The sequence below is a fragment of the Pandoraea nosoerga genome (genome assembly GCF_902459585.1).
GTDB lineage: Bacteria > Pseudomonadota > Gammaproteobacteria > Burkholderiales > Burkholderiaceae > Pandoraea > Pandoraea nosoerga.
On the sequence record NZ_CABPSC010000019.1, the window covers coordinates 60,229 to 84,324 of the forward strand.

Sequence of the window (24,096 nt, forward strand, 5' to 3'; positions counted from 1 at the left end):
TCAATCCTTGGCCAGGGCCGCGCACACGCGCGCCACCTGCTCGGTGGCGTCCGGCTTGGCGAGCGCCCTGGCTTTTTCTCCCATCGCGAGCAGCGATTCGCGCGTCTGACGGCGCAGCCACTCGGTCAGGGTCTCGACCGACAGCTCTCGCTGGTCGATCAGCGTTGCCGCGCCCTTGTCGGCGAGAAAACGCGCATTGGTCGTCTGGTGGTCGTCGACCGCGTGCGGGAACGGCACGAAGAGCGCCGCCACCCCGGCCGCGGCCACTTCGGCCACCGTCATCGCGCCCGCGCGGCAGATCACCAGATCCGCCGCCGCGTAGGCCGCGACCATGTCGTCGATGAACGGCACGGCTTCGACCGTCACCCCCGCCGCGGCGTAATTCGCCTGCAGCGTCTGAATATGTTTCACGCCCGCCTGGTGCGTGACGACCGGGCGTGCTTCGCGCGGCAGCCGGGCCAGCGCCTTCGGCACGATCTCGTTGAGCACCGTGGCGCCCAGGCTGCCGCCCACGACGAGAATGCGCAGCGGCCCGGTACGTGCGTTGTAGCGCTCGGCCGGCGGCGCCATGTGGTCGAAGTCGGCGCGGATCGGGTTGCCCACCCACTCGCCGCCCGCAATGGTGTCCGGGAACGCCAGCAGCACCTTGTCCGCCACGCGCGCGAGCACCTTGTTCGCGAGCCCCGCCACCGAGTTCTGCTCGTGCAGCACGAGCGGGCGGCCCAGCAGCGAGGCCATCATGCCGGCCGGGAACGTGATGTACCCGCCCATGCCGAGCACCACGCTCGGCTTCGCACGGCGAATCGCGCCCAGGCTTTGCCAGAACGCGCGCAGCAGGTTGAACGGCAGCAGGAACTTGGTCGCCAGCCCTTTGCCGCGCAGCCCGCCGAACTTCACGAATTCCATCGGAATGTCGTACTTCGGCACGAGCGTGGCTTCCATGCCGTTCGGGTTGCCAAGCCAGACCACGCGCCAGCCCTGCACCCGCAGGAAGTTGGCCACCGCGAGCCCCGGGAAGACGTGACCGCCCGTGCCGCCGGCCATGACCAGCAGCGTGCGCGTCTTCGTCTGCGGCGCGGGCATCGCGGTTGCGCGCTCGGTCATACCTTGCCTCCCCGCATCAGCACGCGGTTCTCGTAATCCACCCGCAGCAGGATCGCGACGGCCACGCAGTTGAGCAGGATCCCGGAGCCGCCGTAGCTCACCAGCGGCAGCGTCAGCCCCTTGGTCGGCAGCAGGCCGAGGTTCACGCCCATGTTGATGAAGGTCTGCGCGCCCAGCCACACGCCCACGCCCTTGGCGAGCAGGCCCGCGAAGGTGCGCTCGAGCGCGAGGGCCTGGCGGCCGATCTCGAACGCGCGCCGCACCAGCCAGTAGAACAGCAGGATGACGACGAGCACGCCCACGAATCCGAACTCCTCGCCGATCACCGCGAGGATGAAGTCGGTGTGCGCTTCGGGCAGGTAGTGCAGTTTCTCGATGCTGCCGCCCAGGCCCACACCGGTCCATTCCCCGCGCCCGAACGCGATGAGCGAGTGCGTGAGCTGGTACGCCTTGCCCAGCGCGTAGTCTTCGCGCCACGGATCGAGATACGCGAAGATCCGCTCGCGGCGCCATGGCGAGAGCCAGATCAGCATGGCGAACGTGCCCACCGCGGTGAGCGCCAGGCCGCCGAAGAGCCGGCCGTTCACCCCGCCGAGGAACAGAATGCCCATCGCGATCGCGGCCACCACCATAAACGCGCCCATGTCGGGCTCGAGCAGCAGCAGCAAGCCGACGAACACCACGGCGATGCCCATCGGCAGGAAGCCCTTGCCGAAGCTCTGCATGAATTCCTGCTTGCGCACGGTGTAGTTCGCGGCGTACAGGGTGACCGCGAGCTTCATGATCTCGGACGGCTGCAGGTTGAGCACGCCGAACGGAATCCAGCGCTTCGAGCCGTTCACGCCCTTGCCCACGTGCGGGATCAGCACGATCACGAGCAGTACCAGTGCGAGCAGGAACAGCTTCGGCGCGAGCTTGTCCAGCGTCTTGACCGGAATGCGGAACGTGATCGCCGCAGCCGTGAGCCCCATCGTGAGCGACACGATATGGCGGCCGAGAAAGTGGAACGTCGAGTAGCCGCTGTACTTCGGCGAATCGGGCAGCGCGACCGACGCCGAGTACACCATCACCAGTCCGAGCGAGAGCAGCGCGATGACCACCCACATCAGCGCGTGGTCGTATTCGAGCATGCGCGAGCGCGTCGGCTTGATGCCGTTGAGCGTGCGGCTCGCGGCATGGGTCGCCGCGCCCGGGGCCGTGGCCGAGCCCGCGCCGGCGAAGCCGGCCTGGCGCTTCTTGCTGAAGAACGACTTGATACGGCTCATAGCATCACCCCCGCGTCGGCGGCCAGATCAACCACGGTGTCGCGAAACACCTGCGCCCGATGCTCGTAGTTGCGGAACATGTCCAGACTGGCGCAGGCCGGCGAGAGCAGCACCGCGTCGCCGGGCTGGGCGAGGCGGGCCGCTTCGCGCGTGGCGGCTTCGAGCGTGGGAGCGTCGATCAGTTCGACGCCCGTGTCGGCCAGCGCTTCACGCAGCAGCGGCGCGTCGCGGCCAATGAGCAGCACGGCGCGCGCGTGGTGCGCGACCGGGTTGGCCAGCGGCGAGAAGTCCTGCCCCTTGCCGTCGCCGCCGGCGATCAGCAGCAGCGTCTTCTGCAGCCCGGTGATCGCGGCGACCGTCGCGCCCACGTTGGTGCCCTTGCTGTCGTCGTAGTACTCCACCTCGTTGAGGGTGGCCACGAGTTGGACGCGGTGCGGCTCGCCCGGGTATTCGCGCAGGCCGTGCAGCAGCTTGGCCATCGGCAGGTCGATGGCGCGCGCGAGCGCGAGCGCGGCCAGCGCATTGGCCGCGTTGTGCTGGCCGCGGATGCGCAGCGCGTCGGCCGGCATGAGACGCTTGCCCAGCACCTCGACGCTCGCTTCCACGGCCTGCGCCTTGCGGCGCCTGGGCGCGGGCGGCGCGTCGTCGCGCGTGAAGCCCTCGACGAGCCACCACATGCCGCCTTCCATCTCCAGGCCGAAGTCCCCCACGGCGTCGGGCTTGCCCGTGCCGAAGGTCACGACGTTGGCCTCGGGCGACGCGAACGCGATCACGCGCGCATCGTCGCGATTGAGCACGCGCACGGTTTGCGCGCCGAAAATACGTGCCTTGGCCGCGGCATAGGACGCCATGTCGCCATGCCAGTCCAGGTGGTCCTGCGTGATGTTGAGGATCGCGGCCGCGTCGGGTGCGAGCGAGTGCGTGGTCTCGAGCTGGAAGCTGGAGAGTTCGAGCACCCAGACGTCGGGCAGCGTGGCGTCGGCGATGCACTCGGTTAGCCGGTCGAGCGCGGTCGGGCTGATGTTGCCGGCCACGGCCGTGCGCTTGCCGGCGCGCCGGCACAGTAATCCCGTGAGGCTCGTGGTCGTGGTCTTGCCGTTCGTGCCCGTGATCGCGAGCACCTTCGGCGCGTAGCCGCTCGTCGCCTGCATGTGGCGCAGCGCCTGCGCGAAGAATTCGATCTCGCCCCAAACCGGCACGCCGCGCTCGGCGGCCTCGGCCAGCAGCGCGGCGGTGTCGGGCGCGAGCGGCGAGAGGCCCGGGCTGATGCCGATGAGCTCGATGTCGTCGAGCAATGCATCGATCCGGTCGGCGAACGCGCCGCCGATGAATTCGGCTTGCGGCGCCTCGGCGCGCAGCGTGGCGAGGTTCGGCGGCACATTCGACGAATCCGCCGAGGCAAAGCGCGTGTCGGCCGTGCGCACACGGCAGCCGTAACGCGCGCACCAACGCGCCATCGCCAGGCCGGACTCTCCCAGACCCAGGATCAGGACACGCGGTTGCCAGGATTCACCAAACTTCTCGCCGAACACGTCGCTCTTTCCCTTTTATCGTTTCAAAACCACCTGCGAATGCATCGCTTGCCTGCTGCCGCCGCGCTCAGCGCAGCTTGAGCGTGGACAGGCCGATCAGCACCAGCATCAGTGTGATGATCCAGAAACGGACCACTACCTGCGTTTCTTTCCAGCCCGACAGTTCGAAGTGGTGGTGCAGCGGCGCCATCTTGAAGATGCGTCGCCCCTCGCCGAACCGCCGCTTCGTGTACTTGAACCACGTCACCTGCAGCATGACCGACAGCGTCTCGGCCACGAACACGCCGCCCATCACGAACAGCACGATTTCCTGACGCACGATCACCGCCACCGTGCCGAGCGCGCCGCCCAGCGCGAGCGCGCCGACGTCCCCCATGAAGACCTGTGCCGGATGCGTGTTGAACCACAGGAACGCCAGCCCCGCGCCGGACATCGCCGAACAGAACACGAGCAGCTCGCCCGCGCCCGGAATGTGCGGGAACAGCAGGTATTTCGAATACACCACGTTGCCCATTACGTAAGCGAACACGCCGAGCGCCGCCCCCACGAGCACGACGGGCATGATGACCAGGCCGTCGAGACCGTCCGTGAGGTTAACGGCGTTGGACGAGCCCACGATGACAAAATAGGTGAGCGCGATGAAGCCGAACACGCCGAGCGGGTAGCTCATCGTCTTGAAGAACGGCACGATGAAGTCGGCCTTCGGCGGCAATCCCAGCGGGAAACCGTCGCGCACCCAGCCGATAAACAGCTCGAACACCTTCAGGTTGCTCGTCTCGGAGACCGAGAACGCCAGGTAGATCGCCGCAAACAGGCCGATCAGCGATTGCCAGAAATACTTCTCGCGCGACGACATGCCGCGCGGATCCTTGTAGACGACCTTCCGATAATCGTCGATCCAGCCGATGATGCCGAAGCCCAGGGTGACCAGCAGCACGATCCAGACGAAACGGTTGCTCAGATCGGCCCACAGCAGCGTGGCCACGGTAATGCCGATGAGAATCAGCACACCGCCCATCGTGGGCGTACCCGACTTCACGAGGTGAGTCTGCGGGCCGTCGGTGCGCACGGCCTGGCCCACCTTCATTTCGGTCAGCTTGCGGATGACCATCGGCCCGAAAGCGAGCCCGATCACCAGCGCCGTGAGGCTTGCCATCACGGCCCGAAACGTCAGGTAGTTGAACACGCGCAAATAGCTCGCATCCGCTTGCAGCCATTGCGCCAACGTCAGCAACATTCCATCAATCCTTTATCACTTGGCCGGGGCGTCGCCGCCCGCGGTTTCATTCGTCGCGCGCAATGCTTCGAGCACGCGCTCCATCCGCATGAAGCGGCTTCCCTTCACCAGCACCGTCGCCGGCGCGCTCAATGTGGCATTCAGTTCGGCCACGAGCGACACGACGTCTGCGAAATGCTCGCCGCCGTCGCCGAAGGCGGCAACGCCCGCTTGCGTCAGCTCGCCCATCCCGAGCAGGCGATCGACGCCGCGCTGCGCCGCATATTCGCCCACTTCCCGATGGAACGCCGGGCCGTTGTCGCCCACTTCCCCCATGTCGCCCAGCACCAGCACGCGCGGCGCCAGCGTTTGAGCGAGTACGTCGATTGCGGCCCGGACCGAATCGGGGTTCGCATTATAGGTGTCGTCGATCAGCGTGACGCCGGCGAGACGCCCCTTGGAGAGCGTCGACACCTGGAGACGGCCTTTGACGGGCGCAAACGTTTCGAGTGCCCGCGCGATCGACCCGGTGTCGACGTGCGCGCCCAACGCGCACGCGATCGCGGCCAGCGCGTTGCGGGCGTTGTGTTCGCCAAGCAGCGGCAGCGTAAGCGCGAACTCCCCGGCGGGGGACGCCACGCGCAGCACGCGTGTGGCCACGTCGTAGCGGCCCGAGACGGCGGCGCGCGCATCGAGCGCGAAGTCGAGCACGCGGCGCTTGCCCGCGATCTCGCGCCACATCGGCGCGAACTCGCTCTCGGCCGGGAATACGGCAGTGCCCTCGGGTGGCAGCGCGGCGAGCACGGCGGCATGCTCTTCGGCCACCGCGGCTACGCTCACCATGAATTCCTGGTGCTCCCGCTGTGCGTTGTTGATCACCGCCACCGTGGGCTGCGCGATGCGCGCGAGGTACGCCGTCTCGCCCGGGTGATTCATGCCCAGTTCGAGCACGGCGAGCTTGTCGCCCGCCTTGAGCCGGAACAGCGTGAGCGGCAGGCCGATGTCGTTGTTGAAGTTGCCCGCGGTGGCCAGGCGCGCGTCGGCGCCGACCGCTTCGGCGAAGATCGCCGAGATCATTTCCTTGACGGTCGTCTTGCCGTTGCTGCCGGTCACCGCCACCACGGGAATCGCGAACCGGCGGCGCCATGCGGCGGCGAGCTCGCCCAGCGCGATGCGGGTGTCCGGCACGACGAGGGCGGGCGTCCCGAAGCCGTCCGGCACGCGCGCGGCCACCACCGCGGCGGCGCCCGCGCGCGCCACGTCGGCGAGAAAGTCGTGTGCGTCGAAGCGCTCGCCCTTGAGCGCGACAAAGAGATCGCCCGGCTGCACCGAACGGCTGTCCGTCACGACGCGGGCGAACGCCGTGGACGGCGCTCCCGTCACGCGCGACCCGGTGACGGCGGCCTGGGCGTCGCTCAGCTGCCACATCGTCATTCGCCACCTCCGCGTACCGTGGTCGCACGCGCGGCCAATGCCAGACGCGCATGCTCCTGATCGGAGAACGGCCGTTTCTTGCCCATGATTTCCTGTGTACTTTCGTGTCCCTTGCCCGCGATCAGCACGACATCGGCCGCCTGCGCCGCTCGCACGGCCTGCAAAATCGCGCTCGCGCGGTCTTCGATGCGGCGCGCGGCGTCGGGTTGTGCGAGCCCGGCGGCGATTTGCGCAATGATGTCAGCCGGCGCTTCCGTGCGCGGGTTGTCGCTCGTGAGCACGATGGCGTCCGCCAGACGCTCGGCCACCGCGCCCATCTGCGGGCGCTTGCCCGCGTCGCGATCGCCGCCGCAGCCGAACACGCACACCAGCTTGCCGCCGCGTGCGGCTGCCACCGGACGCAGGGCGTGGAGTGTCTTGTCGAGCGCGTCGGGCGTATGAGCGTAATCGATGACGACGAGCGGCTGTCCCGGCTGGCCGATCTGCTCCATGCGGCCAGACACCGGCGTGAGCGTTGCCAGCCCGGCGATCGCAACGTCCTGCGGCACGCCGGCAGCCAGCGCCGCGCCCAGCACGGCGAGCGCATTGCTCACGTTGAATTCGCCAATGAGCGGGATCGTGATCTGCTGACTCTGGTCGTCGATATGCAGCGTGAAACGCGTGCCGGACGTGGTGGCGCGCACGTCTTCGGCGCGCAGCACCCGGTTGCCGTGCGCCGAGCCCGCGTCGCCGTGAATGCCAAATTCGTAGACCGGCGTCTTGCCGGCCAGACGCTGGAGCAGGCGCCGCCCCATCGCGTCGTCACGGTTGATGACGGCCGCTTTCAGTCCTGGCCAGTCGAACAGGCGCGTCTTTGCCGCTTCGTACTCGGCCATCGTGCCGTGGTAATCGAGATGGTCCTGCGTGAGGTTGGTGAACACGGCGACGTCGAACGCCACCCCGTTCACGCGGCCCTGGTAGAGGCCGTGCGACGAGACTTCCATCGCGACGGCGGCCGCGCCCTGCCCGCGCAGGTCCGCAAGGTTGCGCTGCAGTTGCACGGCGTCGGGCGTGGTGAAGCCGGTGACCGTCAGATGGCCGGGAAAGCCGCTGCCGAGCGTGCCGATCACGGCGCTGCGCGTGCCCGCTTTCGAGAGCAGTTGAGAGAGCCACTGGCTGCACGACGTCTTGCCGTTCGTGCCGGTCACGCCGAGCACCGTCATGCCGACGCTCGGCTCGCCGTACCACAGCGCCGCGAGCGGGCCCGCGAGCCGGTCGAGACGCGGCACGCCGAATTGCGGCACGTTGGCAAGGCCGGCAAGCGCTGCCGGCCACGTGAAGCCGTCGCTCTGCCAGAGCACGGCGGCCGCGCCGCGCTCGACCGCGTCGGCAATGAAGCCCCGGCTGTCGGCGCCCTTCACCGCGTAGGCCACGAACACGTCGCCCGGCGCCACGCGGCGGCTGTCGGCGTGCAGCGTGGCGCCAGCGGGCACCGTGCGGCGCAGCCAGTCCCAGGCTTGCGCGAGCACGGCGCGCTCGGCGGCGTCCGCGATCATGGCCAGCGTGGCCGGGTTCCGAGGCGTCGGCGTCACGGTGCCCATGGCTCGCTCTCCTCGACCTTGTCGCTCACGACGAGCTTCGTCACCGGCGAATCCGGCACCACGTTCAACGCCCGCAGCGTGCCGCCGACGATTGCGGCGAATGCCGGACCGGCTGCCACGCCGCCGTAATGCGAACCGCGTCCCGGCTCGTCGAGCGTGACGGCCACGATGATGCGCGGCTCCGACATCGGCGCCATGCCGACGAACGATGCACGGTACTTGCTCTTGTCGTAGCCGCGGCCCGATTGCTTGTACGCGGTACCGGTCTTGCCACCCACGCGGTAGCCGACGACCTGCGCGCGCGTGGCCGTGCCGCCCGGCGACGTCACCATCTCGAGCATCTTGCGCACTTCGCGCGCCGTGGCCGGGGAGATCACCGGCGTACCCTTCACGACGCTGCCATCGGTCTTGTAAATCGAGATGGGCAGCAATTCGCCGTCGTGAGCGAACACGGTGTAGGCGCGCGCGAGCTGAATGAGCGACGCGGACAGGCCATAGCCGTAGCCCATCGTCGCCTGTTCGATCGGGCGCCAGCTCTTGGCTGGCCGCAGCCGGCCCGCCACGGCGCCGGGAAAGCCGATCTTGGGCGCCTGACCGAGCCCGACGCTCGTGAACATGTCCCACATTTCCTGCGGTTTCATCTGCAGCGCGATCTTCGCGGTGCCGATGTTGCTCGACTTCTGGATGACGCCCTGCACGGTGAGCAGGCCGTAGTCGTGCGTGTCCGTGATCGTCGCGCCGAACATGTTGGCGCGGCCGGTCGTCATCACCGTCGACGACGGTTTGACATAGCCGTTTTCCATGGCCGCGGCGATCGTGATCGGCTTCATGATCGAGCCGGGCTCGAACGTGTCGGTGATGACGCGATTGCGCAGCTGTGCGCCGGTCAGGTTCGTGCGGTTGTTCGGGTTGTAGGTGGGCAGGTTCGCGAGCGCGAGCACTTCGCCCGTGCGGACGTCGAGCACCACGGCGCTGCCGGCCTTCGCGCCGGTGCGCTCGATGGCGTCCTTGAGTTCGCTGTAGGTGAGGAACTGGATCTTGCTGTCGATCGACAGGGTGATGTCGTGACCGTCGCGCGGCTGCGCGAGGATGTCGAGATCCTCGACCACGCGCCCGAGCCGGTCCTTGATCACGCGGCGGCTGCCCGGGGTCGCGGCCAACGCCTTCTGCATCGACAGCTCGACGCCTTCCTGGCCGATGTCCTCGACGTTGGTGAAGCCGACGATATGCGCCGCGATTTCGCCTTCCGGATAAAAACGCTTGTATTCCTTGCGCTGGTAGATGCCGGGAATGTCGAGGTCGGCGACTTGCTTGGCCACGTCCGGCAGCACCTGACGCTTCACGTACACGAAGCTCTTTTCCTGGTTGAGCTTGCGGCGCAGGTCCGGCTCGCTCATCTCGAGCAGCTTTGCCAACTGGCGAACCTTCTGCGGCGAGACGTCGTCTGGCACGTCTTCGGGAATGGCCCAGATGGCCTTGACGGGGAGGCTGGTGGCGAGCACCTGACCGTTACGATCGAACACCTTGCCGCGCGTGGCGGACATCTCGAGTGTGCGTTCGTAACGGCTCTCGCCCTGGCGTTGATAGAAGGCGTTGCCCGGGCCCTGAATCCAGAAGGCGCGGGCGACCAGCGACGCAAACGCGCCGAAGATCATGAACACGAGCATCTTCGAGCGCCACATCGGCAGGCGAACGGACAGGACCGGACTCGCGGAGAACTGCACGTCCTTGGTCTTGGCCTTGGCGTCCTTGCGGCGGATCATCGCTTGCCTCCGCTTGCGGGGGCGGACGCGGCGCTCGCGGTGGGCACCGGTACGTCGATCATCGCGCCCGCGCTGCCGGCGGGGGCGGACAGATACTGCGTGCGGCCCGGCGAGACGGCCTGCATCTTCAGGTCGCTGCGGGCCACGCTTTCGATGCGCGCGCTCTTGCTCTGCGCACTTTGCTCGTACTGGAGACGGTCCCAGTCCTGCAGCAACTGGTGCTCGAGCGCCTGCTCGCGGTTGAGTTCGACGAACGTGCCGCGAGCGCGGTATTGCGCGTTGATGAGCGAGAGGGCGCACGCGATGAGCAGCGCGAGCAGGAGGATGTTGAGCCGGCTCATGTCGACACCCGCTCCATGACGCGCATGATCGCCGAGCGCGCGCGCGGGTTGGCTTCGATCTCGGCGGCCGAAGGCTTGATCTTGCGACCGGTCTTGAAGGGCGGCTCCGGAATTTCGTGGGCGCGCAGGGGCACGCGGCGATCCACCGCCGGCGCGCTCGCGTGCGCTTGCATGAAGCGCTTCACGATACGGTCTTCCAGCGAATGAAAACTGATCGCCACGAGTCTGCCTCCCGTTTCGAGGACATCGGCCGCCACATCGAGTGCTATCTGCAGGTCCGCAAGCTCTTGATTGACGTGAATCCGTAGAGCCTGAAAGGTACGTGTTGCCGGGTCCTTGCCCTTCTCACGGGTCTTGACGGCGCCAGCCACGATCTCGGCAAGCTCCCGAGTGCTGACGAGTGGGCCGAGGCGGTCGGCGTTTGCCCGGCGAGCAACAAGCGCCTTTGCAATCTGAAAAGCAAACCGTTCTTCCCCATAGTCCTTGATGACCTCCGTCATTTCTTCCAGCGTTGCCCGGGCCAGCCAATCGGCAGCCGACTCGCCGCGCGTGGGATCCATGCGCATGTCGAGCGGACCGTCGAGTCGAAAACTGAATCCGCGCGCGGGATCGTCGAACTGCGGCGACGAGACGCCCAGGTCCAGCAAAACGCCCGACACCTTGCCGATACCGCGTCGGGCCAGCGCTTCGCGCAACGTCGCGAAGCTGTCGTGCTCAATCGAAAATCGCGGATCGGCAATCTTTGCCGCCTCCGCGATCGCTTGGGGGTCCTTATCGAATGCGATCAGCCTCCCCTTGGCGCCCAGCCGCTCCAGTAGCCTGCGACTGTGCCCGCCGCGGCCGAACGTGCCGTCGACGTAGACGCCGTCGTCGCGCCACAGCAAGGCATCCACGGCCTCCTCCAGCAGGACCGTGCGGTGCTGCATTACCGTTTCCACCGCGTGCGCCATGCTCGTCGGACCACCTGACCTGTCAAAAAGTGAAGTTCTTGAGTGCTTCCGGCATACCTTGCGCCATCGCCGCCTGTTCCTTGGCGGTGTACGTCGCGGCATCCCAGAGTTCAAAGTGACTGCCCATGCCCAGCAGCATGACTTCCTTGTCCATGCCCGCGGCCGCGCGCAACTCCGGCGCCACCAGGACACGCCCGGCCGAATCCATCTCGACGTCGGCTGCGTTGCCCAGGAAGATGCGCCGCCACCAGTGCGCGTCCATCGGCAGTGCGGCGATCTTGCCGCGGAAGATCTCCCATTCGGGACGCGGGAACAGCAACAGACATCCGTCCGGGTGCTTCGTGATCGTCACCTTGCCTTCAGCTTCGCCCTGCAGCACGTCACGATGCCGGGCCGGAATCGACATCCGTCCCTTCGCATCCAGTGAAAGTGCCGAGGCTCCCTGAAACACGTGCGCTCCCGTGAGGTTTCGTCCGCCTGCCTGTCATGCCGAAAGAGAAAGATTTCGTGCCTTACGCCACACAAAAATACACTTTCTCACACTATTTCCCACTTTAGAGGAGAGTGTTTGGGCGGTCAAGCTTTTCACCCGTTTTTCGGAGGAAATTTGGTAGACAGAACAATGACTTAGCGCACTTTCCTAAAGCCGAAAAACGGAATTTTGTCAGGAAAATTAAAGACATAAACGCGATAGTGAAAGTGGAACCTCAAACTTTCGGCGTCGCCTCGCGGGAGGCCCGCCATCACTATCGATACCGGGGAGTGCGCGCTCACGCCGAGCGAAAGCCGGCGCTGTGCCGGGCGGCGGCGTCACGCGAGGGAAGTTCGATACCGGATGAGGGGTCGATCGGGGGAATACGGCGCAGACGTTCTATATATAGTAGGCGGTCGTCGTCATGACCTTCGCGGCGGCGCGCATGGCGCGCTGCACCGGCACGGGCAGTTCGACGCCGCCGGCATCCCGCGCGGCCTGGCCGTGCTCGATTTCGTCGATGCGCATCTGATCGACGATGGCGCGCGAGCGCGTGTCGTGGGCGGGCAGGTCGTCAAGATGACCCTCAAGATGATGCTCGACCTGGCGCTCCGTCTCCGACATGAAGCCGAGGCTGACCCTGTCACCACACTTGCCCGCGACGAAGCCAATTGCGAACGCGCCGGCGTACCAGAGCGGATTCAGCAGACTGGGGCGCGAGCCCAGTTCCGAGAGGCGATGGGCGGTCCACGCAAGATGGTCCTCCTCCTCCCTGCCCGCATGCTCGAAGGCAGCGCGCAGCTCGGGCCGCTTCGTCGCGAGCTTCTGCGCCTGATACAGCGCCTGCGCGCAGACTTCGCCGACGTGGTTCACCCGCATGAGACCCGCGACGTGGCGGCGCTCCCGCGGCGAAAGCGCGTCGTCGCCCGCCGGCGCTTCGCTGACGTCGTCATCTATATAGGAAGGGGGCACGGGCGTCGGGCGCGAAGCCCGGGTAACGCCCGCGATCGCTCGCAGGCCACGGTCAAGCTCGGAGATCAGACTGTCGGAGAACATCGTACTTTCAACCCATCCAAATCTTTCACTATGTGGAACGCAGGACGATTCTTCCACGCACACCGTCCATGATACGCGCCTTTGCCCGGCGCGCCCTGCGCGGGCGCAAAGGCGCGAAATGCCCGCCGGACGCCGGTTTCCGGGCTGTTGCGTAAACGAAACAAAGGGCGCCGGAAACCCGCGTAAAACCGGCCTTTTCCTTTGCCGGCCACAGTGAATTTGTTACATTACGTCCAACTTCTCGCGAAGTTGATTAGCAAGGACGTTATCACTAGTGACCTTGTTAAACAAATCTCACAATCCTTTGGAGATCACTCAATGAAAAAGTCGCTTCTCGCTCTGGGTGTGCTCGGCGCATTCGCTGGCGCTGCTCACGCACAAAGCAGCGTGACCCTGTACGGTATCATCGACGCTGGCATTTCGTACGTCAGCAACGAAGTCAACGCTGGCAACAACGCAAACACCACCAGCGGCAGCAAGAACTTCAAGTTCAGCAACGGCAACCTGCAAGGTTCGCGTTGGGGCCTGAAGGGCGCTGAAGATCTCGGCGGCGGTCTGAAGGCGATCTTCGTCTTGGAAAACGGCTTCTCGCTGGGTAACGGCACGCTGGGTCAAGGTGGCCGCATGTTCGGTCGTCAGGCCTACGTTGGTCTGAGCAGCGCTACGGCTGGTACGGTCACCATCGGTCGTCAATACGACTCCGTGGTTGACTTCGTTGGTCCGCTGGCTGTCGGCAGCCAATGGGCAACGTTCTCGGGCGCTCACCCGTTCGATAACGACAACCTGAACAACTCGTTCCGTATCAACAACTCGGTCAAGTACACGAGCGCCAACTACGCTGGCTTCACGTTCGGCGGCCTGTATGGCTTCTCGAACCAGTCGAACAACGGCGGCGGCAGCGGCTTCGCAAACAACCGCGCATGGTCGGCCGGTCTGGGCTACGCCAATGGTCCGCTGACGTTGGGCGCTGGTTATCTGTACATCGGTACGCCGGGTAACGGCACGGCTGGCGCTATCAACGGCGACTACGCCAACCTGAACGAAGTCGGCGCATGGAACAACGGCACGGTCGGCACCGCAGCAACGACCAGCGTCGTGGACAAGCAACAAATCTACGCAGCGGGCGGCTCGTTCGCATTCGGCCCGGCAACCGTCGGCCTGGTGTACAGCCACTCGAAGTTCGACTACCTGCCGGGCGTGGGTGGTGGCAGCTGGAAGTTCGACAACATCGAAGCCAACGCCAAGTACATGCTGACGCCGGCTCTGCAACTGGGTCTGTCGTACACCTACACGTGGTCGAAGCTGAGCGGCAACACCGTTGCAGCCAATCTGTACAACAGCGGTGGTGCTGAAGTGTCGCCGAAGTGGCACCAAGTCAACCTGGGCGTCGACTACTTCCTGTCGAAGCGCACCGACACGTACCTGGTTGGCAACTGGCAACACGCCACGAACGGTTCGTGGGCACAGCTGAACGGTCAACCGGCCAGCTCGAGCGCCAACCAGTTCGCCGTTACGGCTGGTATCCGTCACAAGTTCTAAGCTGACAGTTTCTGTCACTTAAGCTTTGACGAAAGGGCACCTTCGGGTGCCCTTTTTTATTGCCCTGCCGCTTCGCCGTAGCGCGCCGCTCGTGCATCTCACCCCCCCCGTACATCCCCATCTTGACCTCACGTTTATTTCAAACCTAAAATTTCCATATTGTAAATTTCTGCTCCCTTGACCATGAGCCTCGCCGACTCGGACTCTCTCGATCTCGAAACGCGCGCCCACGATCGCGAGCACGACGCACTGCGCCTGTGGTTGCGGCTCCTCACCTGCGCCAACATGATCGAGACGGACATTCGTTCGCGCCTGCGCCAAGAGTTCGACTGCACGCTGCCGCGCTTCGATTTACTCGCGCAGCTCGACCGTCATCCCGAGGGATTGAAGATGGGCGAGCTGAGCAAGCGGATGATGGTCACCGGCGGGAACGTGACCGGTATCACCGATCAGTTGGAGAAGGAAGGTTGGGTGACGCGCGAAACGGTCGTCAACGATCGGCGGGCCTTCCTCATCAAGCTCACACCGCGAGGCAAAAAAGCCTTTTCCAATATGGCACGGGCTCACGAGCAGTGGATCGAAGCGCGCCTGGGACGTCTTCCTGAAGACCGCCGACAACAGCTGTACGGCCTGCTGGGCGATCTCAAGACGGTGATCGGCTGAGCGATACCCCGCCGATACCCCGCCTGCGCTGGCTCGTGCGCTGGCTCGCGCGCCCGTGCCATTAGGCGATCGTATCGTCATCGCCGCCGAGCGAAACCGCCGTGCGTCGAGCGCGGCGCCAGTCGTAGTCTGCCCCTGCCGCTCGGCCACGACCATTCTTTTGCACGGGGCCGCAGAAGCCCCTTTCCGTTCTCGACTTTCCTGGACTGACATCCAGCGCTTGCGCAGGGAACGCACGGCCGTCCTCTCAAGGGCGGCCTGTCATCGCCCGGCCTGTACCGGCGTGTCCATCATGGCTCTCGCGGCCATCGCGGCCGGCGTATGGTCCAGCGTTGTGAGCGCCGCGTTGCGCTCGGCCTCCGGGCGTTTCGACATCGCCTTGACGGCCGCATAGAACCTTGGCAAATCGTCGTGTTCCTGCGCAAGCAGCGCCATGAATGCCGGAACCCATTGGTTGTAGGTGGCGAAGGAGCCGATCTTCGCATTGTTCAGGTCACTGGCAAACCATAGATCGAAGCCTTGGTATCCGCCCCATGAGCGCTTCAGAGCGTCATAGTCCGCGCGCATGGCGGCGAACAAGGCGTCTTTCTGCACCGCTTTATCGGCATCTGACGCAGCACTGGCATACAGCGTCTCCAGACGCTTCCGATAGCCGTCGACCAGCTTGCGGAACTGGCGCCGGTGCGCGTCGTAGCGCTCGTACTCCATGGCGGCATCGGGGTGCTCGCTCAGCCATCGGCGCACGCCTACGGTCTCCACCGCCACGGCGAACGACTCGTTGAACGCCGTGTCCCCCCGAACGAACAGTATCTGATGCGCGAGCTCATGGAAGATCATGCGGGCGACTTCCGCGCGCGGCAGGTAAATGAAGGTATTGAGCAGCGGATCGTCGAAATACCCCAACGTCGAGTACGCCGGAATACCCGCGACGAACGTCTCCCAACCGTCGCGGTGCAACTCAGCCGCGTATGCTTCGGCGGACTCGCGCGAGTAATACCCACGATATTCCACACAGCCAACGACCAGCAAGCATGATTCATGGAGCTTCAGGGAGAGCGGGGGTGCGGCGAACACGTTGTAGACAACGAAGGGCCGCTTCAGATCGGCGTAGCTGCGATAGCTGCCATTGTCCGGCTCACCCAGCGACGTCACGGCATAGCTTCGAATCTGTTCGGCCTCGACAAGCCGCGCACGCAGGCGCGGGTCGAGCGACGGGTCGGCCAGCAGGTCTGCCACTGGCTGTGCCTTGTGCAGCACGGCGAAGTGTCCGTTGATGGACTGCGCGTAGTATCCGACCTGACTGCATCCCGCCAGCGCGAACAGCAGTCCGTTCACTGCCACGGCCGCTAACGCGCGACACGCCCGCGTCGCCGGCAGCGCGGCAATCATGGGCATCGCCCGGCACAGCGGCAGACGGAACGCCTGCGGTACCTTTTTGAAATGCTGACGGCCCATGCGCTGCCCCTCGTCGACGCCCGCCATTGCTGCCGCCGATGCCGCGTTATAACGGCGCCACGTCGACGAGGCAATCGTAAAACGTCGGCGCGCGTCCGAGATCGGTCAGTTGTTGACTCGTGACCTCATTGGCGTTCTTGCCATCCGGCGCGAGTTTCTTCCACCAGATCGACAGGCCGACGACCACGCCCTCCCGCGCACGATCGGTGACGCGGGCCTTCGCGTTCAACGTGCCCCGATCGTTGAAGATCTTCACGATGTCACCGTCGGCAATCCCTCGCGGGGCAGCGTCTGACGGGTGGATGTCGAGCGTCGGCTCCCCTACCGAGGCGCGCAGGCTGTCGACGTTTACGAAGCTTGAATTAAGGAAGTTGCGCGCCGGCGGCGAAATCATCGCCAACGGGTAGCGCTCGGCCAACGCCGGATTGCTGGCAGCCGATTCGTAGGGCGGCACCCAATCCGGCAATGGGTCGAAACCCTCCTCCAGCATCCGCTCGGAATAGAACTCGCACTTGCCCGACGGGGTATAGAACTGACCGTTGGCGAACGGTGCTTCGGGAAGGTCATAGCGGATCCAGCCGTCGCGCTTGAGCTGTTCCCAACTGCTGCCCGCCATGCGGGCGTCGTTCCAGCGAATGGACTGTGCCGCGAGGTCATCGTCCGTGTCGGAAAAGCATGGCTCCTGCCAGCCCATCCGCTTCGCCAGCAGACGGAAGATCTCCGAATTCGGTTTCGCTTCGCCCAGCGGGGCGATCGCGGGGTTGTTGGCCAGCAGATAGGTGTGGCCATATGCCTTGTGGATGTCGAGGTGCTCGAGCTGTGTCGTGGCCGGCAGCACGAAATCGGCATAGTCCGCGGTATCGGTCTGGAAGTGTTCGAGTACGACCGTGAACAAATCGTCGCGTCCGAAACCCTCGGCAACCTTGGCCGACTCGGGGGCCACGGCGACCGGGTTACTGTTGTAGACGATGACGGCCTCGATCTTCGGCCCGAACGTTCCACCGCCCGGATGGCACAACGCATCGCCAATGGCGCTCATGTTGACCACACGCGGGGGCCGGTCCTGCCTGGGCCGCAGATCCGGACGGGCTTGAGCCACGCCGTCCACCGGCGCAAAGCCGGACGTCGACATCAGCAGCCCGCCTGCCGGATCGCGCCAGGCGCCGATCAACGCCGGCAGGCATGCGATCGCGCGCGTGGCCTGCCCGCCGCCCCGGACGCGCTGCATGCCGTAGTTGAGGCGAATCGCCGCAGGCCTGACGCTAGCGTATTCCCGCGCCAGCGCGATGATGACGTCTTCACTGATTCCGCAGATTTCCGCCACGCGCGATGGCGTATAGCGCCGCACACGCTCCTTGAGCTGAGGATATCCGACTGTGTGACGCGCGATGTATTCGTGATCGACAAGATCCTCATTGATCAGAACGTGCATCATGCCGAGCGCGAGCGCAGCATCGGTGCCGGGAAGCAACGCAATGTGCTGGTGGCATTTTTCGGCCGTCAGAGAACGATACGGATCAATGGCAATGAGCTTTGCCCCACGGCGCTTAGCCTCCTGCGCGATCGCCCAGAAGTGCACGCTCGAGGTGATCGGGTTGCTGCCCCAGATCAGGATCAGCTTGCTGTCGACGAAATGTTCGACATGCATGCCCACGCCCGCGCCATACGTGTAACGCATGCCGGCCGCGCCTGCACTCGCGCAGATGGTGCGATCGAGCTCCGACGCGCCAATCTTGTTGAAAAATCGTGCCGCCATCGATTCACCCTGCACGAAACCCATCGTGCCCGCGTAGCTGTACGGCAGGATCGCTTCCGGCTCGCGTGCCGCGATGGCCCCGAGCCGAGCGGCAATCTCGTCGAGCGCCTCGTCCCAACTTACCCGCACGAACTGGCCGCTGCCTTTCGGGCCGACACGCTTTAGCGGGTGCAGCAGGCGCTCGGGATGATAGGTCCGTTCGGTGTAGCGAGCGACTTTCGTACACAACACGCCCTTGGTCGTCGGATGGTCGGGATCGCCCTGAACCTTGATCGCAACGCCGTTCTCCACCGTTACGTGCAGCGCGCACGTATCGGGACAGTCATGCGGGCATGCGGCCCGAACGACGTGGGCTTCGGTCGTCATCACTACTCCTTTTCTCTACGCAAATACGTCGCCAGGGGACAGTGGGGACGTTGGCGCTATTGTATTACGTTCGTTCGCGCCCTGCCCCGCCGCGCGGCGCATCAGGGCGTTTTTCGGCCGTTTCCGGGGCGCCGCTCGGCCGATTCCCAGCCAGGGTGTCATACCCGTCCATTAGGGGTAAGATGGGCCATTGCGCTCCGCAGGAAAACCCGACATGAAGCTGATCCCAGAAATCGACGCCGCCCGCGGCGAAATTCAGTCCATCCGACGTGACATCCATGCCCACCCGGAGCTTTGCTTCGAAGAGAAACGGACGTCGGACATCGTTGCCGATACGCTGACCAAGTGGGGCATCCCGATTCACCGGGGCCTCGGCACGACAGGCGTGGTCGGCATCATCAAGAACGGCACCAGCGACCGTGCGATCGGCCTTCGTGCCGACATGGACGCACTGCCGATTCACGAAGCGAATACGTTCGAACATGCGTCGAAGCATGAAGGCAAGATGCATGCGTGCGGGCACGACGGACATACGGCCATGCTGCTTGCTGCGGCGCAATATCTGCAGAAGCATCGCCATTTCGACGGCACCGTTTATCTGATTTTCCAGCCTGCCGAAGAAGGCGGCGGCGGCGCCCGCGAAATGATCAAGGACGGCCTGTTCGAGCGCTTCCCGATGGAAGCGGTTTTCGGAATGCACAACTGGCCCGGCACGCCGAGCGGCACATTTGCCGTGACCCCCGGCCCGATGATGGCGTCGAGCAATGAGTTCAAGATCACCTTGCGCGGCAAGGGAACGCACGCTGGCATTCCCCATGCCGGCATCGACCCCGTGCTCGCTGCGGTGCACGTGGCCCAGGCGCTGCAAAGCATCATCTCCCGCAACAAGCGCCCCATCGACTCGGCTGTGCTGTCCATCACGCAGATCCATGCCGGTGACACGACCAACGTAGTGCCCGACGAAGCATGGCTCGGCGGAACGGTTCGCACGTTCTCGATCGAGGTGCTCGATCTAATCGAGTCGCGTATGCGTGAAATTTCGGAGTTTGTGGCCAAAGGCCTCGGCTGCGCGGCCAACGTCGAGTTCCATCGCAATTACCCGCCCACGATCAACGATCCCGCCATGGCAAGCCTGTGCGCGGACGTCATGCGCCAGGTCGTGGGCGACGAAAACGTCAACGACAAGGTCGAGCCGACGATGGGCGCGGAAGACTTCTCTTTCATGCTCCTCGAGAAGCCCGGCGCGTACGTTTTCATCGGAAATGGCGACGGTTCGCACCGCGACCATGGTCACGGCCTTGGCCCATGCAACCTGCACAACGCCAGCTACGACTTCAACGATGACCTGTTGCCGCTGGGCGGCACCTATTGGGTAAAGCTGGTCGAGACGTACTTCGCCCGCAATCAATGACGCTCCACGGCCTGGTCCGCACGGAAGAATGAACAAAGCCGGCAAAATGACTTGCCGGCCTTTTTTCGTTTCTCACGTTTCTTACGTTTGTCGCGAACGTCTGATTATTTGGCGGCTGTTGTCGTCGGAATCGCGTCCGTGTCCAGACGAATGTCCCCGTACCAGGCGGTGTATTTGGATTGCGTGTTGTCACCATCGCTCATGATCGCAATACCGATCAGACGCCCCGGTGGTTCACCGAACGCTCGCTCGTAGTCGCTGGCAATGTCACGCGAATAGACCAACCATTTACCGAGATTCGCTTCGCCACGCTCGACGACCACGGAGCGAATACGTCCGGTATAGGGGTTGGCAATGATCTCGTCCTTGGCGAACTTCCCGTCGCCCCAGGTGTATATCAACGTCGCGTAGGGAAGATCGCGGCCGCTCACCAGACGAGCCAGCTCGCGATGCAGATGATCCTGCACGGTCAGCTTTCCCGAGTCACCGTCGAATGCGAGAGCAATACGGACGGGAGCGTCATCGAAACGCTTCGTGCGGATGTCGGCGTCGGCGGGAAGCGCATCGGCACGCCAACGCCACGCCAGTTTCGTACCGGCATAAACCGGGATATCGAGTTTCTGCGCGATACCAGAGGCCGATCCGTCGACCCGCGCACGAATGACGGCAATGCCGTCACTGTCGGCCATCTGTTCGTAAGCTGTCAGCCGCTTGTTACGCGTGACGAGATAGGTCTCCCAGTGCGGAGGCAGTCCGTCCGAAGTCGTGACAGCAGAAAGGGGGGCGATGTCGTCGTGGTGCGATGGCGCGGCGTGGGAAATCGGCACCGAAATCGGCACCTCATGCTTCGGATCCAGCTGCGCGCATCCGCTGACTCCTGCGACCACGGCGGCGGCGATCACGCACGCACGTCCCGAACGCCATATTGCATGGCGTCTGCTTCGAATTGGATTCACCACCCGTCTTGCTCCCCAAACTGCACTAACCCCGTGGAGGAAATGCTAAGCGAGAAGTGACCGTCCATCTACAGGGAATTTCACCTCATTGCAGTGGAACAACAGGGACAAAGCTGCATGTTGTGCTGTGCGCAGGTCAACGCCCCCCCAGCGCATTGCACCCGTGCCGGCATGGGGCCATCCATGCATCCCAAGGCTTCATTTTCGGAGGCAGGCAAAAGCAACACTCAAGCGCCCCTGCAAAGCAAAAACCCCTTGCCAGGCGACTGGCAAGGGGTTTTTAAGGGGAGCCTGACGATTACCTACTTTCACACGGGAATCCGCACTATCATCGGCGTGGAGTCGTTTCACGGTCCTGTTCGGGATGGGAAGGGGTGGTTCCAACTCGCTATGGTCATCAGGCATAACTTGTATGTTCCGCTGACGGGGTCAGCGAAACCAATTCGGAAGAAGCGTAGTACAACCTTTGGGTTGTGATTGGTATCGGCACAGATTGCGATACTCACACCAGGAAAACACACTGGTTATAGGATCAAGCCTCACGGGCAATTAGTATCAGTTAGCTTAACGCATTACTGCGCTTCCACACCTGACCTATCAACGTCCTGGTCTTGAACGACCCTTAAGGGGAATCGAGTTCCCAGGGAAGTCTCATCTTAAGGCGAGTTTCCCGCTTAGATGCTTTCAGCGGTTATCTCTTCCGAACATAGCTACCCGGCGATGCCACTGGCGTGACAACCGGTACACCAGAGGTTCGTCCACTCCGGTCCTCTCGTACTAGGAGCAGCCCCCTTCAAACTTCCAACGCCCACGGCAGATAGGGACCAAACTGTCTCACGACGTTTTAAACCCAGCTCACGTACCTCTTTAAATGGCGAACAGCCATACCCTTGGGACCGGCTACAGCCCCAGGATGAGATGAGCCGACATCGAGGTGCCAAACACCGCCGTCGATATGAACTCTTGGGCGGTATCAGCCTGTTATCCCCAGAGTACCTTTTATCCGTTGAGCGATGGCCCTTCCATACAGAACCACCGGATCACTATGACCTGCTTTCGCACCTGCTCGACTTGTCAGTCTCGCAGTTAAGCACGCTTTTGCCATTGCACTATCAGCACGATTTCCGACCGTACCTAGCGTACCTTCGTACTCCTCCGTTACACTTTGGGAGGAGACCGCCCCAGTCAAACTGCCTACCATGCACTGTCCCCGATCCGGATTACGGACCTAGGTTAGAACCTCAAACAAGCCAGGGTGGTATTTCAAGGACGGCTCCACAGAAACTAGCGTTCCTGCTTCAAAGCCTCCCACCTATCCTACACAGACCGGTTCAAAGTCCAATGCAAAGCTACAGTAAAGGTTCATGGGGTCTTTCCGTCTAGCCGCGGGTAGATTGCATCATCACAAACACTTCAACTTCGCTGAGTCTCGGGAGGAGACAGTGTGGCCATCGTTACGCCATTCGTGCAGGTCGGAACTTACCCGACAAGGAATTTCGCTACCTTAGGACCGTTATAGTTACGGCCGCCGTTTACCGGGACTTCAATCAAGAGCTTGCACCCCATCATTTAATCTTCCGGCACCGGGCAGGCGTCACACCCTATACGTCCACTTTCGTGTTTGCAGAGTGCTGTGTTTTTATTAAACAGTCGCAGCCACCAGTTTATTGCAACCCCTTCACCCTTCTGGCGCAGGCCAGTCAAGCTACAAGGGCGTACCTTATCCCGAAGTTACGGTACCAATTTGCCGAGTTCCTTCTCCCGAGTTCTCTCAAGCGCCTTAGAATACTCATCTCGCCCACCTGTGTCGGTTTGCGGTACGGTCTCGTATGACTGAAGCTTAGAGGCTTTTCTTGGAACCACTTCCAATTGCTTCGCGAAACAAGTTCGCTCGCCCCACAGCCTTGAATTACGCACCCGGATTTGCCTAAGTGCCTTCTCCACTGCAGGGACCGGGACTTCCAACACCCGGACAACCTTCCGCGATCCGTCCCCCCATCGCATCATACGACGGTGCAGGAATATTAACCTGCTTCCCATCAGCTACGCATCTCTGCCTCGCCTTAGGGGCCGACTCACCCTACGCCGATGAACGTTGCGTAGGAAACCTTGGGCTTACGGCGAGGGGGCCTTTCACCCCCTTTATCGCTACTCATGTCAGCATTCGCACTTCTGATACCTCCAGCAACCTTTACAAGTCACCTTCACAGGCTTACAGAACGCTCTCCTACCATGCGAGCAAGCTCGCATCCGCAGCTTCGGTATATTGCTTAGCCCCGTTACATCTTCCGCGCAGGACGACTCGATCAGTGAGCTATTACGCTTTCTTTAAAGGGTGGCTGCTTCTAAGCCAACCTCCTGACTGTTTTAGCCTTCCCACTTCGTTTCCCACTTAGCAATATTTAGGGACCTTAGCTGGCGGTCTGGGTTGTTTCCCTCTTGACACCGGACGTTAGCACCCGATGTCTGTCTCCCGTGATTGCACTCTTCGGTATTCGGAGTTTGCTATGGCGAGGTAATCCGCAATGGACCCCTCAACCATGACAGTGCTCTACCCCCGAAGGTGATACACGAGGCACTACCTAAATAGTTTTCGGAGAGAACCAGCTATTTCCAAGTTTGTTTAGCCTTTCACCCCTATCCACAGCTCATCCCCTAACTTTTCAACGTTAGTGGGTTCGGTCCTCCAGTACGTGTTACCGCACCTTCAACCTGGCCATGGATAGATCACTTGGTTTCGGGTCTACACCCAGCGACTGAACGCCCTATTCGGACTCGCTTTCGCTACGCCTTCCCTATTCGGTTAAGCTCGCCACTGAATGTAAGTCGCTGACCCATTATACAAAAGGTACGCCGTCACCCCTTACGAGGCTCCGACTGTTTGTATGCATGCGGTTTCAGGATCTATTTCACTCCCCTCCCGGGGTTCTTTTCGCCTTTCCCTCACGGTACTGGTTCACTATCGGTCGATTACGAGTATTTAGCCTTGGAGGATGGTCCCCCCATCTTCAGACAGGATTTCACGTGTCCCGCCCTACTTTTCTCAAGCTTAGTTCCACACCAGGGTTTTCTCATACGGGGCTATCACCCACTATGGCCGGACTTTCCATTCCGTTCTGATAACACCGGTGCTAAATCTTGAAGGCTGATCCCATTTCGCTCGCCACTACTTTGGGAATCTCGGTTGATTTCTTTTCCTGCAGCTACTTAGATGTTTCAGTTCGCCGCGTTCGCTTC

Annotated in this window: 17 protein-coding genes and 2 rRNA genes; 3 read left to right on the forward strand and 16 right to left on the reverse strand. The window is 63.2% G+C overall.

What is annotated here, in order from left to right; all coding sequences use genetic code 11:
- From murG to coq7, 11 genes are all read right to left on the reverse strand, one after another.
- Entirely contained in the window at positions 1-1,104 is a 1,104-nt protein-coding gene (gene murG / locus PNO31109_RS20020; RefSeq protein WP_150557198.1) for an undecaprenyldiphospho-muramoylpentapeptide beta-N-acetylglucosaminyltransferase, read from the reverse strand.
- The gene (gene ftsW / locus PNO31109_RS20025; RefSeq protein WP_150557199.1) at positions 1,101-2,369 is read right to left on the reverse strand and encodes a putative lipid II flippase FtsW; all 1,269 of its coding nucleotides are present in this window, start codon (positions 2,367-2,369) and stop codon (positions 1,101-1,103) included. Before ftsW ends, murG begins: the two co-directional genes overlap by 4 nt.
- Complete coding sequence (gene murD / locus PNO31109_RS20030; protein ID WP_150557200.1) at positions 2,366-3,901, reverse strand: UDP-N-acetylmuramoyl-L-alanine--D-glutamate ligase; 1,536 nt, start codon at positions 3,899-3,901, stop codon at positions 2,366-2,368. Before murD ends, ftsW begins: the two co-directional genes overlap by 4 nt.
- 67 nt (positions 3,902-3,968) lie before the next feature.
- Positions 3,969-5,138: a phospho-N-acetylmuramoyl-pentapeptide-transferase gene (gene mraY, locus PNO31109_RS20035; protein WP_150557201.1), complete on the reverse strand. Its 1,170-nt coding sequence runs from the start codon at positions 5,136-5,138 to the stop codon at positions 3,969-3,971.
- Between the two features lie 15 nt (positions 5,139-5,153).
- On the reverse strand, positions 5,154-6,551 hold the full coding sequence (locus PNO31109_RS20040) for a UDP-N-acetylmuramoyl-tripeptide--D-alanyl-D-alanine ligase (RefSeq protein WP_150557202.1): 1,398 nt from the start codon (positions 6,549-6,551) through the stop codon (positions 5,154-5,156).
- Positions 6,548-8,086, reverse strand: coding sequence for a UDP-N-acetylmuramoyl-L-alanyl-D-glutamate--2,6-diaminopimelate ligase (locus tag PNO31109_RS20045; protein WP_150557214.1), 1,539 nt, complete (start codon positions 8,084-8,086; stop codon positions 6,548-6,550). The genes PNO31109_RS20040 and PNO31109_RS20045 overlap by 4 nt, the downstream gene beginning before the upstream one ends.
- A 32-nt stretch (positions 8,087-8,118) precedes the next feature.
- A complete protein-coding gene (locus PNO31109_RS20050) occupies positions 8,119-9,894 on the reverse strand; it encodes a peptidoglycan D,D-transpeptidase FtsI family protein (RefSeq protein ID WP_150557203.1) in 1,776 nt (591 codons plus the stop codon).
- Complete coding sequence (gene ftsL / locus PNO31109_RS20055) at positions 9,891-10,235, reverse strand: cell division protein FtsL (RefSeq protein ID WP_150557204.1); 345 nt, start codon at positions 10,233-10,235, stop codon at positions 9,891-9,893. The genes PNO31109_RS20050 and ftsL overlap by 4 nt, the downstream gene beginning before the upstream one ends.
- The gene (gene rsmH, locus PNO31109_RS20060) at positions 10,232-11,185 is read right to left on the reverse strand and encodes a 16S rRNA (cytosine(1402)-N(4))-methyltransferase RsmH (protein ID WP_150557205.1); all 954 of its coding nucleotides are present in this window, start codon (positions 11,183-11,185) and stop codon (positions 10,232-10,234) included. The genes ftsL and rsmH overlap by 4 nt, the downstream gene beginning before the upstream one ends.
- Before the next feature lie 22 nt (positions 11,186-11,207).
- Positions 11,208-11,636: a division/cell wall cluster transcriptional repressor MraZ gene (gene mraZ, locus PNO31109_RS20065; protein WP_150557206.1), complete on the reverse strand. Its 429-nt coding sequence runs from the start codon at positions 11,634-11,636 to the stop codon at positions 11,208-11,210.
- A 420-nt stretch (positions 11,637-12,056) separates the two neighbouring features.
- The gene (coq7, locus tag PNO31109_RS20070; RefSeq protein ID WP_150557207.1) at positions 12,057-12,713 is read right to left on the reverse strand and encodes a 2-polyprenyl-3-methyl-6-methoxy-1,4-benzoquinone monooxygenase; all 657 of its coding nucleotides are present in this window, start codon (positions 12,711-12,713) and stop codon (positions 12,057-12,059) included.
- Between the two features lie 318 nt (positions 12,714-13,031).
- On the opposite strand from coq7, the gene PNO31109_RS20075 reads away from it, so the two are divergent.
- Positions 13,032-14,252: a porin gene (locus PNO31109_RS20075; RefSeq protein ID WP_150557208.1), complete on the forward strand. Its 1,221-nt coding sequence runs from the start codon at positions 13,032-13,034 to the stop codon at positions 14,250-14,252.
- Between the two features lie 183 nt (positions 14,253-14,435).
- Positions 14,436-14,915, forward strand: coding sequence for a MarR family winged helix-turn-helix transcriptional regulator (locus PNO31109_RS20080; protein WP_150557209.1), 480 nt, complete (start codon positions 14,436-14,438; stop codon positions 14,913-14,915).
- 261 nt (positions 14,916-15,176) lie between these two features.
- Here the strand turns inward: PNO31109_RS20080 and PNO31109_RS20085 are convergent, their stop codons facing one another.
- Both PNO31109_RS20085 and PNO31109_RS20090 read right to left on the reverse strand, forming a co-directional pair.
- Complete coding sequence (locus tag PNO31109_RS20085) at positions 15,177-16,397, reverse strand: aminopeptidase (protein WP_244958216.1); 1,221 nt, start codon at positions 16,395-16,397, stop codon at positions 15,177-15,179.
- Positions 16,398-16,416: 19 nt separating this feature from the next.
- Entirely contained in the window at positions 16,417-18,492 is a 2,076-nt protein-coding gene (locus PNO31109_RS20090) for a molybdopterin-containing oxidoreductase family protein (RefSeq protein WP_150557210.1), read from the reverse strand.
- 214 nt (positions 18,493-18,706) lie between these two features.
- Between PNO31109_RS20090 and PNO31109_RS20095 the strand changes: the two genes are divergently transcribed.
- Positions 18,707-19,903: a M20 aminoacylase family protein gene (locus PNO31109_RS20095; protein ID WP_150557211.1), complete on the forward strand. Its 1,197-nt coding sequence runs from the start codon at positions 18,707-18,709 to the stop codon at positions 19,901-19,903.
- 104 nt (positions 19,904-20,007) lie between these two features.
- Here the strand turns inward: PNO31109_RS20095 and PNO31109_RS20100 are convergent, their stop codons facing one another.
- The 3 genes from PNO31109_RS20100 to PNO31109_RS20110 all read right to left on the reverse strand — a co-directional run.
- A complete protein-coding gene (locus PNO31109_RS20100) occupies positions 20,008-20,805 on the reverse strand; it encodes a DUF3047 domain-containing protein (protein WP_174966483.1) in 798 nt (265 codons plus the stop codon).
- A 343-nt stretch (positions 20,806-21,148) separates the two neighbouring features.
- Positions 21,149-21,261: ribosomal RNA gene (gene rrf / locus PNO31109_RS20105) — 5S ribosomal RNA — on the reverse strand.
- Between the two features lie 126 nt (positions 21,262-21,387).
- Positions 21,388-24,096, reverse strand: a 23S ribosomal RNA gene (locus PNO31109_RS20110); the annotation flags it as partial.

What these genes read in the sequence shown, in the direction of transcription:
- murG (WP_150557198.1), bottom strand. Translation starts at nt 1,104, where the DNA reads ATGACCGAGCGCGCAACCGCGATGCCCGCGCCGCAGACGAAGACGCGC.
- ftsW (WP_150557199.1), bottom strand. Translation starts at nt 2,369, where the DNA reads ATGAGCCGTATCAAGTCGTTCTTCAGCAAGAAGCGCCAGGCCGGCTTC.
- mraY (WP_150557201.1), bottom strand. Translation starts at nt 5,138, where the DNA reads ATGTTGCTGACGTTGGCGCAATGGCTGCAAGCGGATGCGAGCTATTTG.
- PNO31109_RS20040 (WP_150557202.1), bottom strand. Translation starts at nt 6,551, where the DNA reads ATGACGATGTGGCAGCTGAGCGACGCCCAGGCCGCCGTCACCGGGTCG.
- PNO31109_RS20045 (WP_150557214.1), bottom strand. Translation starts at nt 8,086, where the DNA reads ATGATCGCGGACGCCGCCGAGCGCGCCGTGCTCGCGCAAGCCTGGGAC.
- PNO31109_RS20050 (WP_150557203.1), bottom strand. Translation starts at nt 9,894, where the DNA reads ATGATCCGCCGCAAGGACGCCAAGGCCAAGACCAAGGACGTGCAGTTC.
- ftsL (WP_150557204.1), bottom strand. Translation starts at nt 10,235, where the DNA reads ATGAGCCGGCTCAACATCCTCCTGCTCGCGCTGCTCATCGCGTGCGCC.
- rsmH (WP_150557205.1), bottom strand. Translation starts at nt 11,185, where the DNA reads ATGGCGCACGCGGTGGAAACGGTAATGCAGCACCGCACGGTCCTGCTG.
- coq7 (WP_150557207.1), bottom strand. Translation starts at nt 12,713, where the DNA reads ATGTTCTCCGACAGTCTGATCTCCGAGCTTGACCGTGGCCTGCGAGCG.
- PNO31109_RS20075 (WP_150557208.1), top strand. Translation starts at nt 13,032, where the DNA reads ATGAAAAAGTCGCTTCTCGCTCTGGGTGTGCTCGGCGCATTCGCTGGC.
- PNO31109_RS20080 (WP_150557209.1), top strand. Translation starts at nt 14,436, where the DNA reads ATGAGCCTCGCCGACTCGGACTCTCTCGATCTCGAAACGCGCGCCCAC.
- PNO31109_RS20085 (WP_244958216.1), bottom strand. Translation starts at nt 16,397, where the DNA reads ATGGCGGGCGTCGACGAGGGGCAGCGCATGGGCCGTCAGCATTTCAAA.
- PNO31109_RS20090 (WP_150557210.1), bottom strand. Translation starts at nt 18,492, where the DNA reads ATGACGACCGAAGCCCACGTCGTTCGGGCCGCATGCCCGCATGACTGT.
- PNO31109_RS20095 (WP_150557211.1), top strand. Translation starts at nt 18,707, where the DNA reads ATGAAGCTGATCCCAGAAATCGACGCCGCCCGCGGCGAAATTCAGTCC.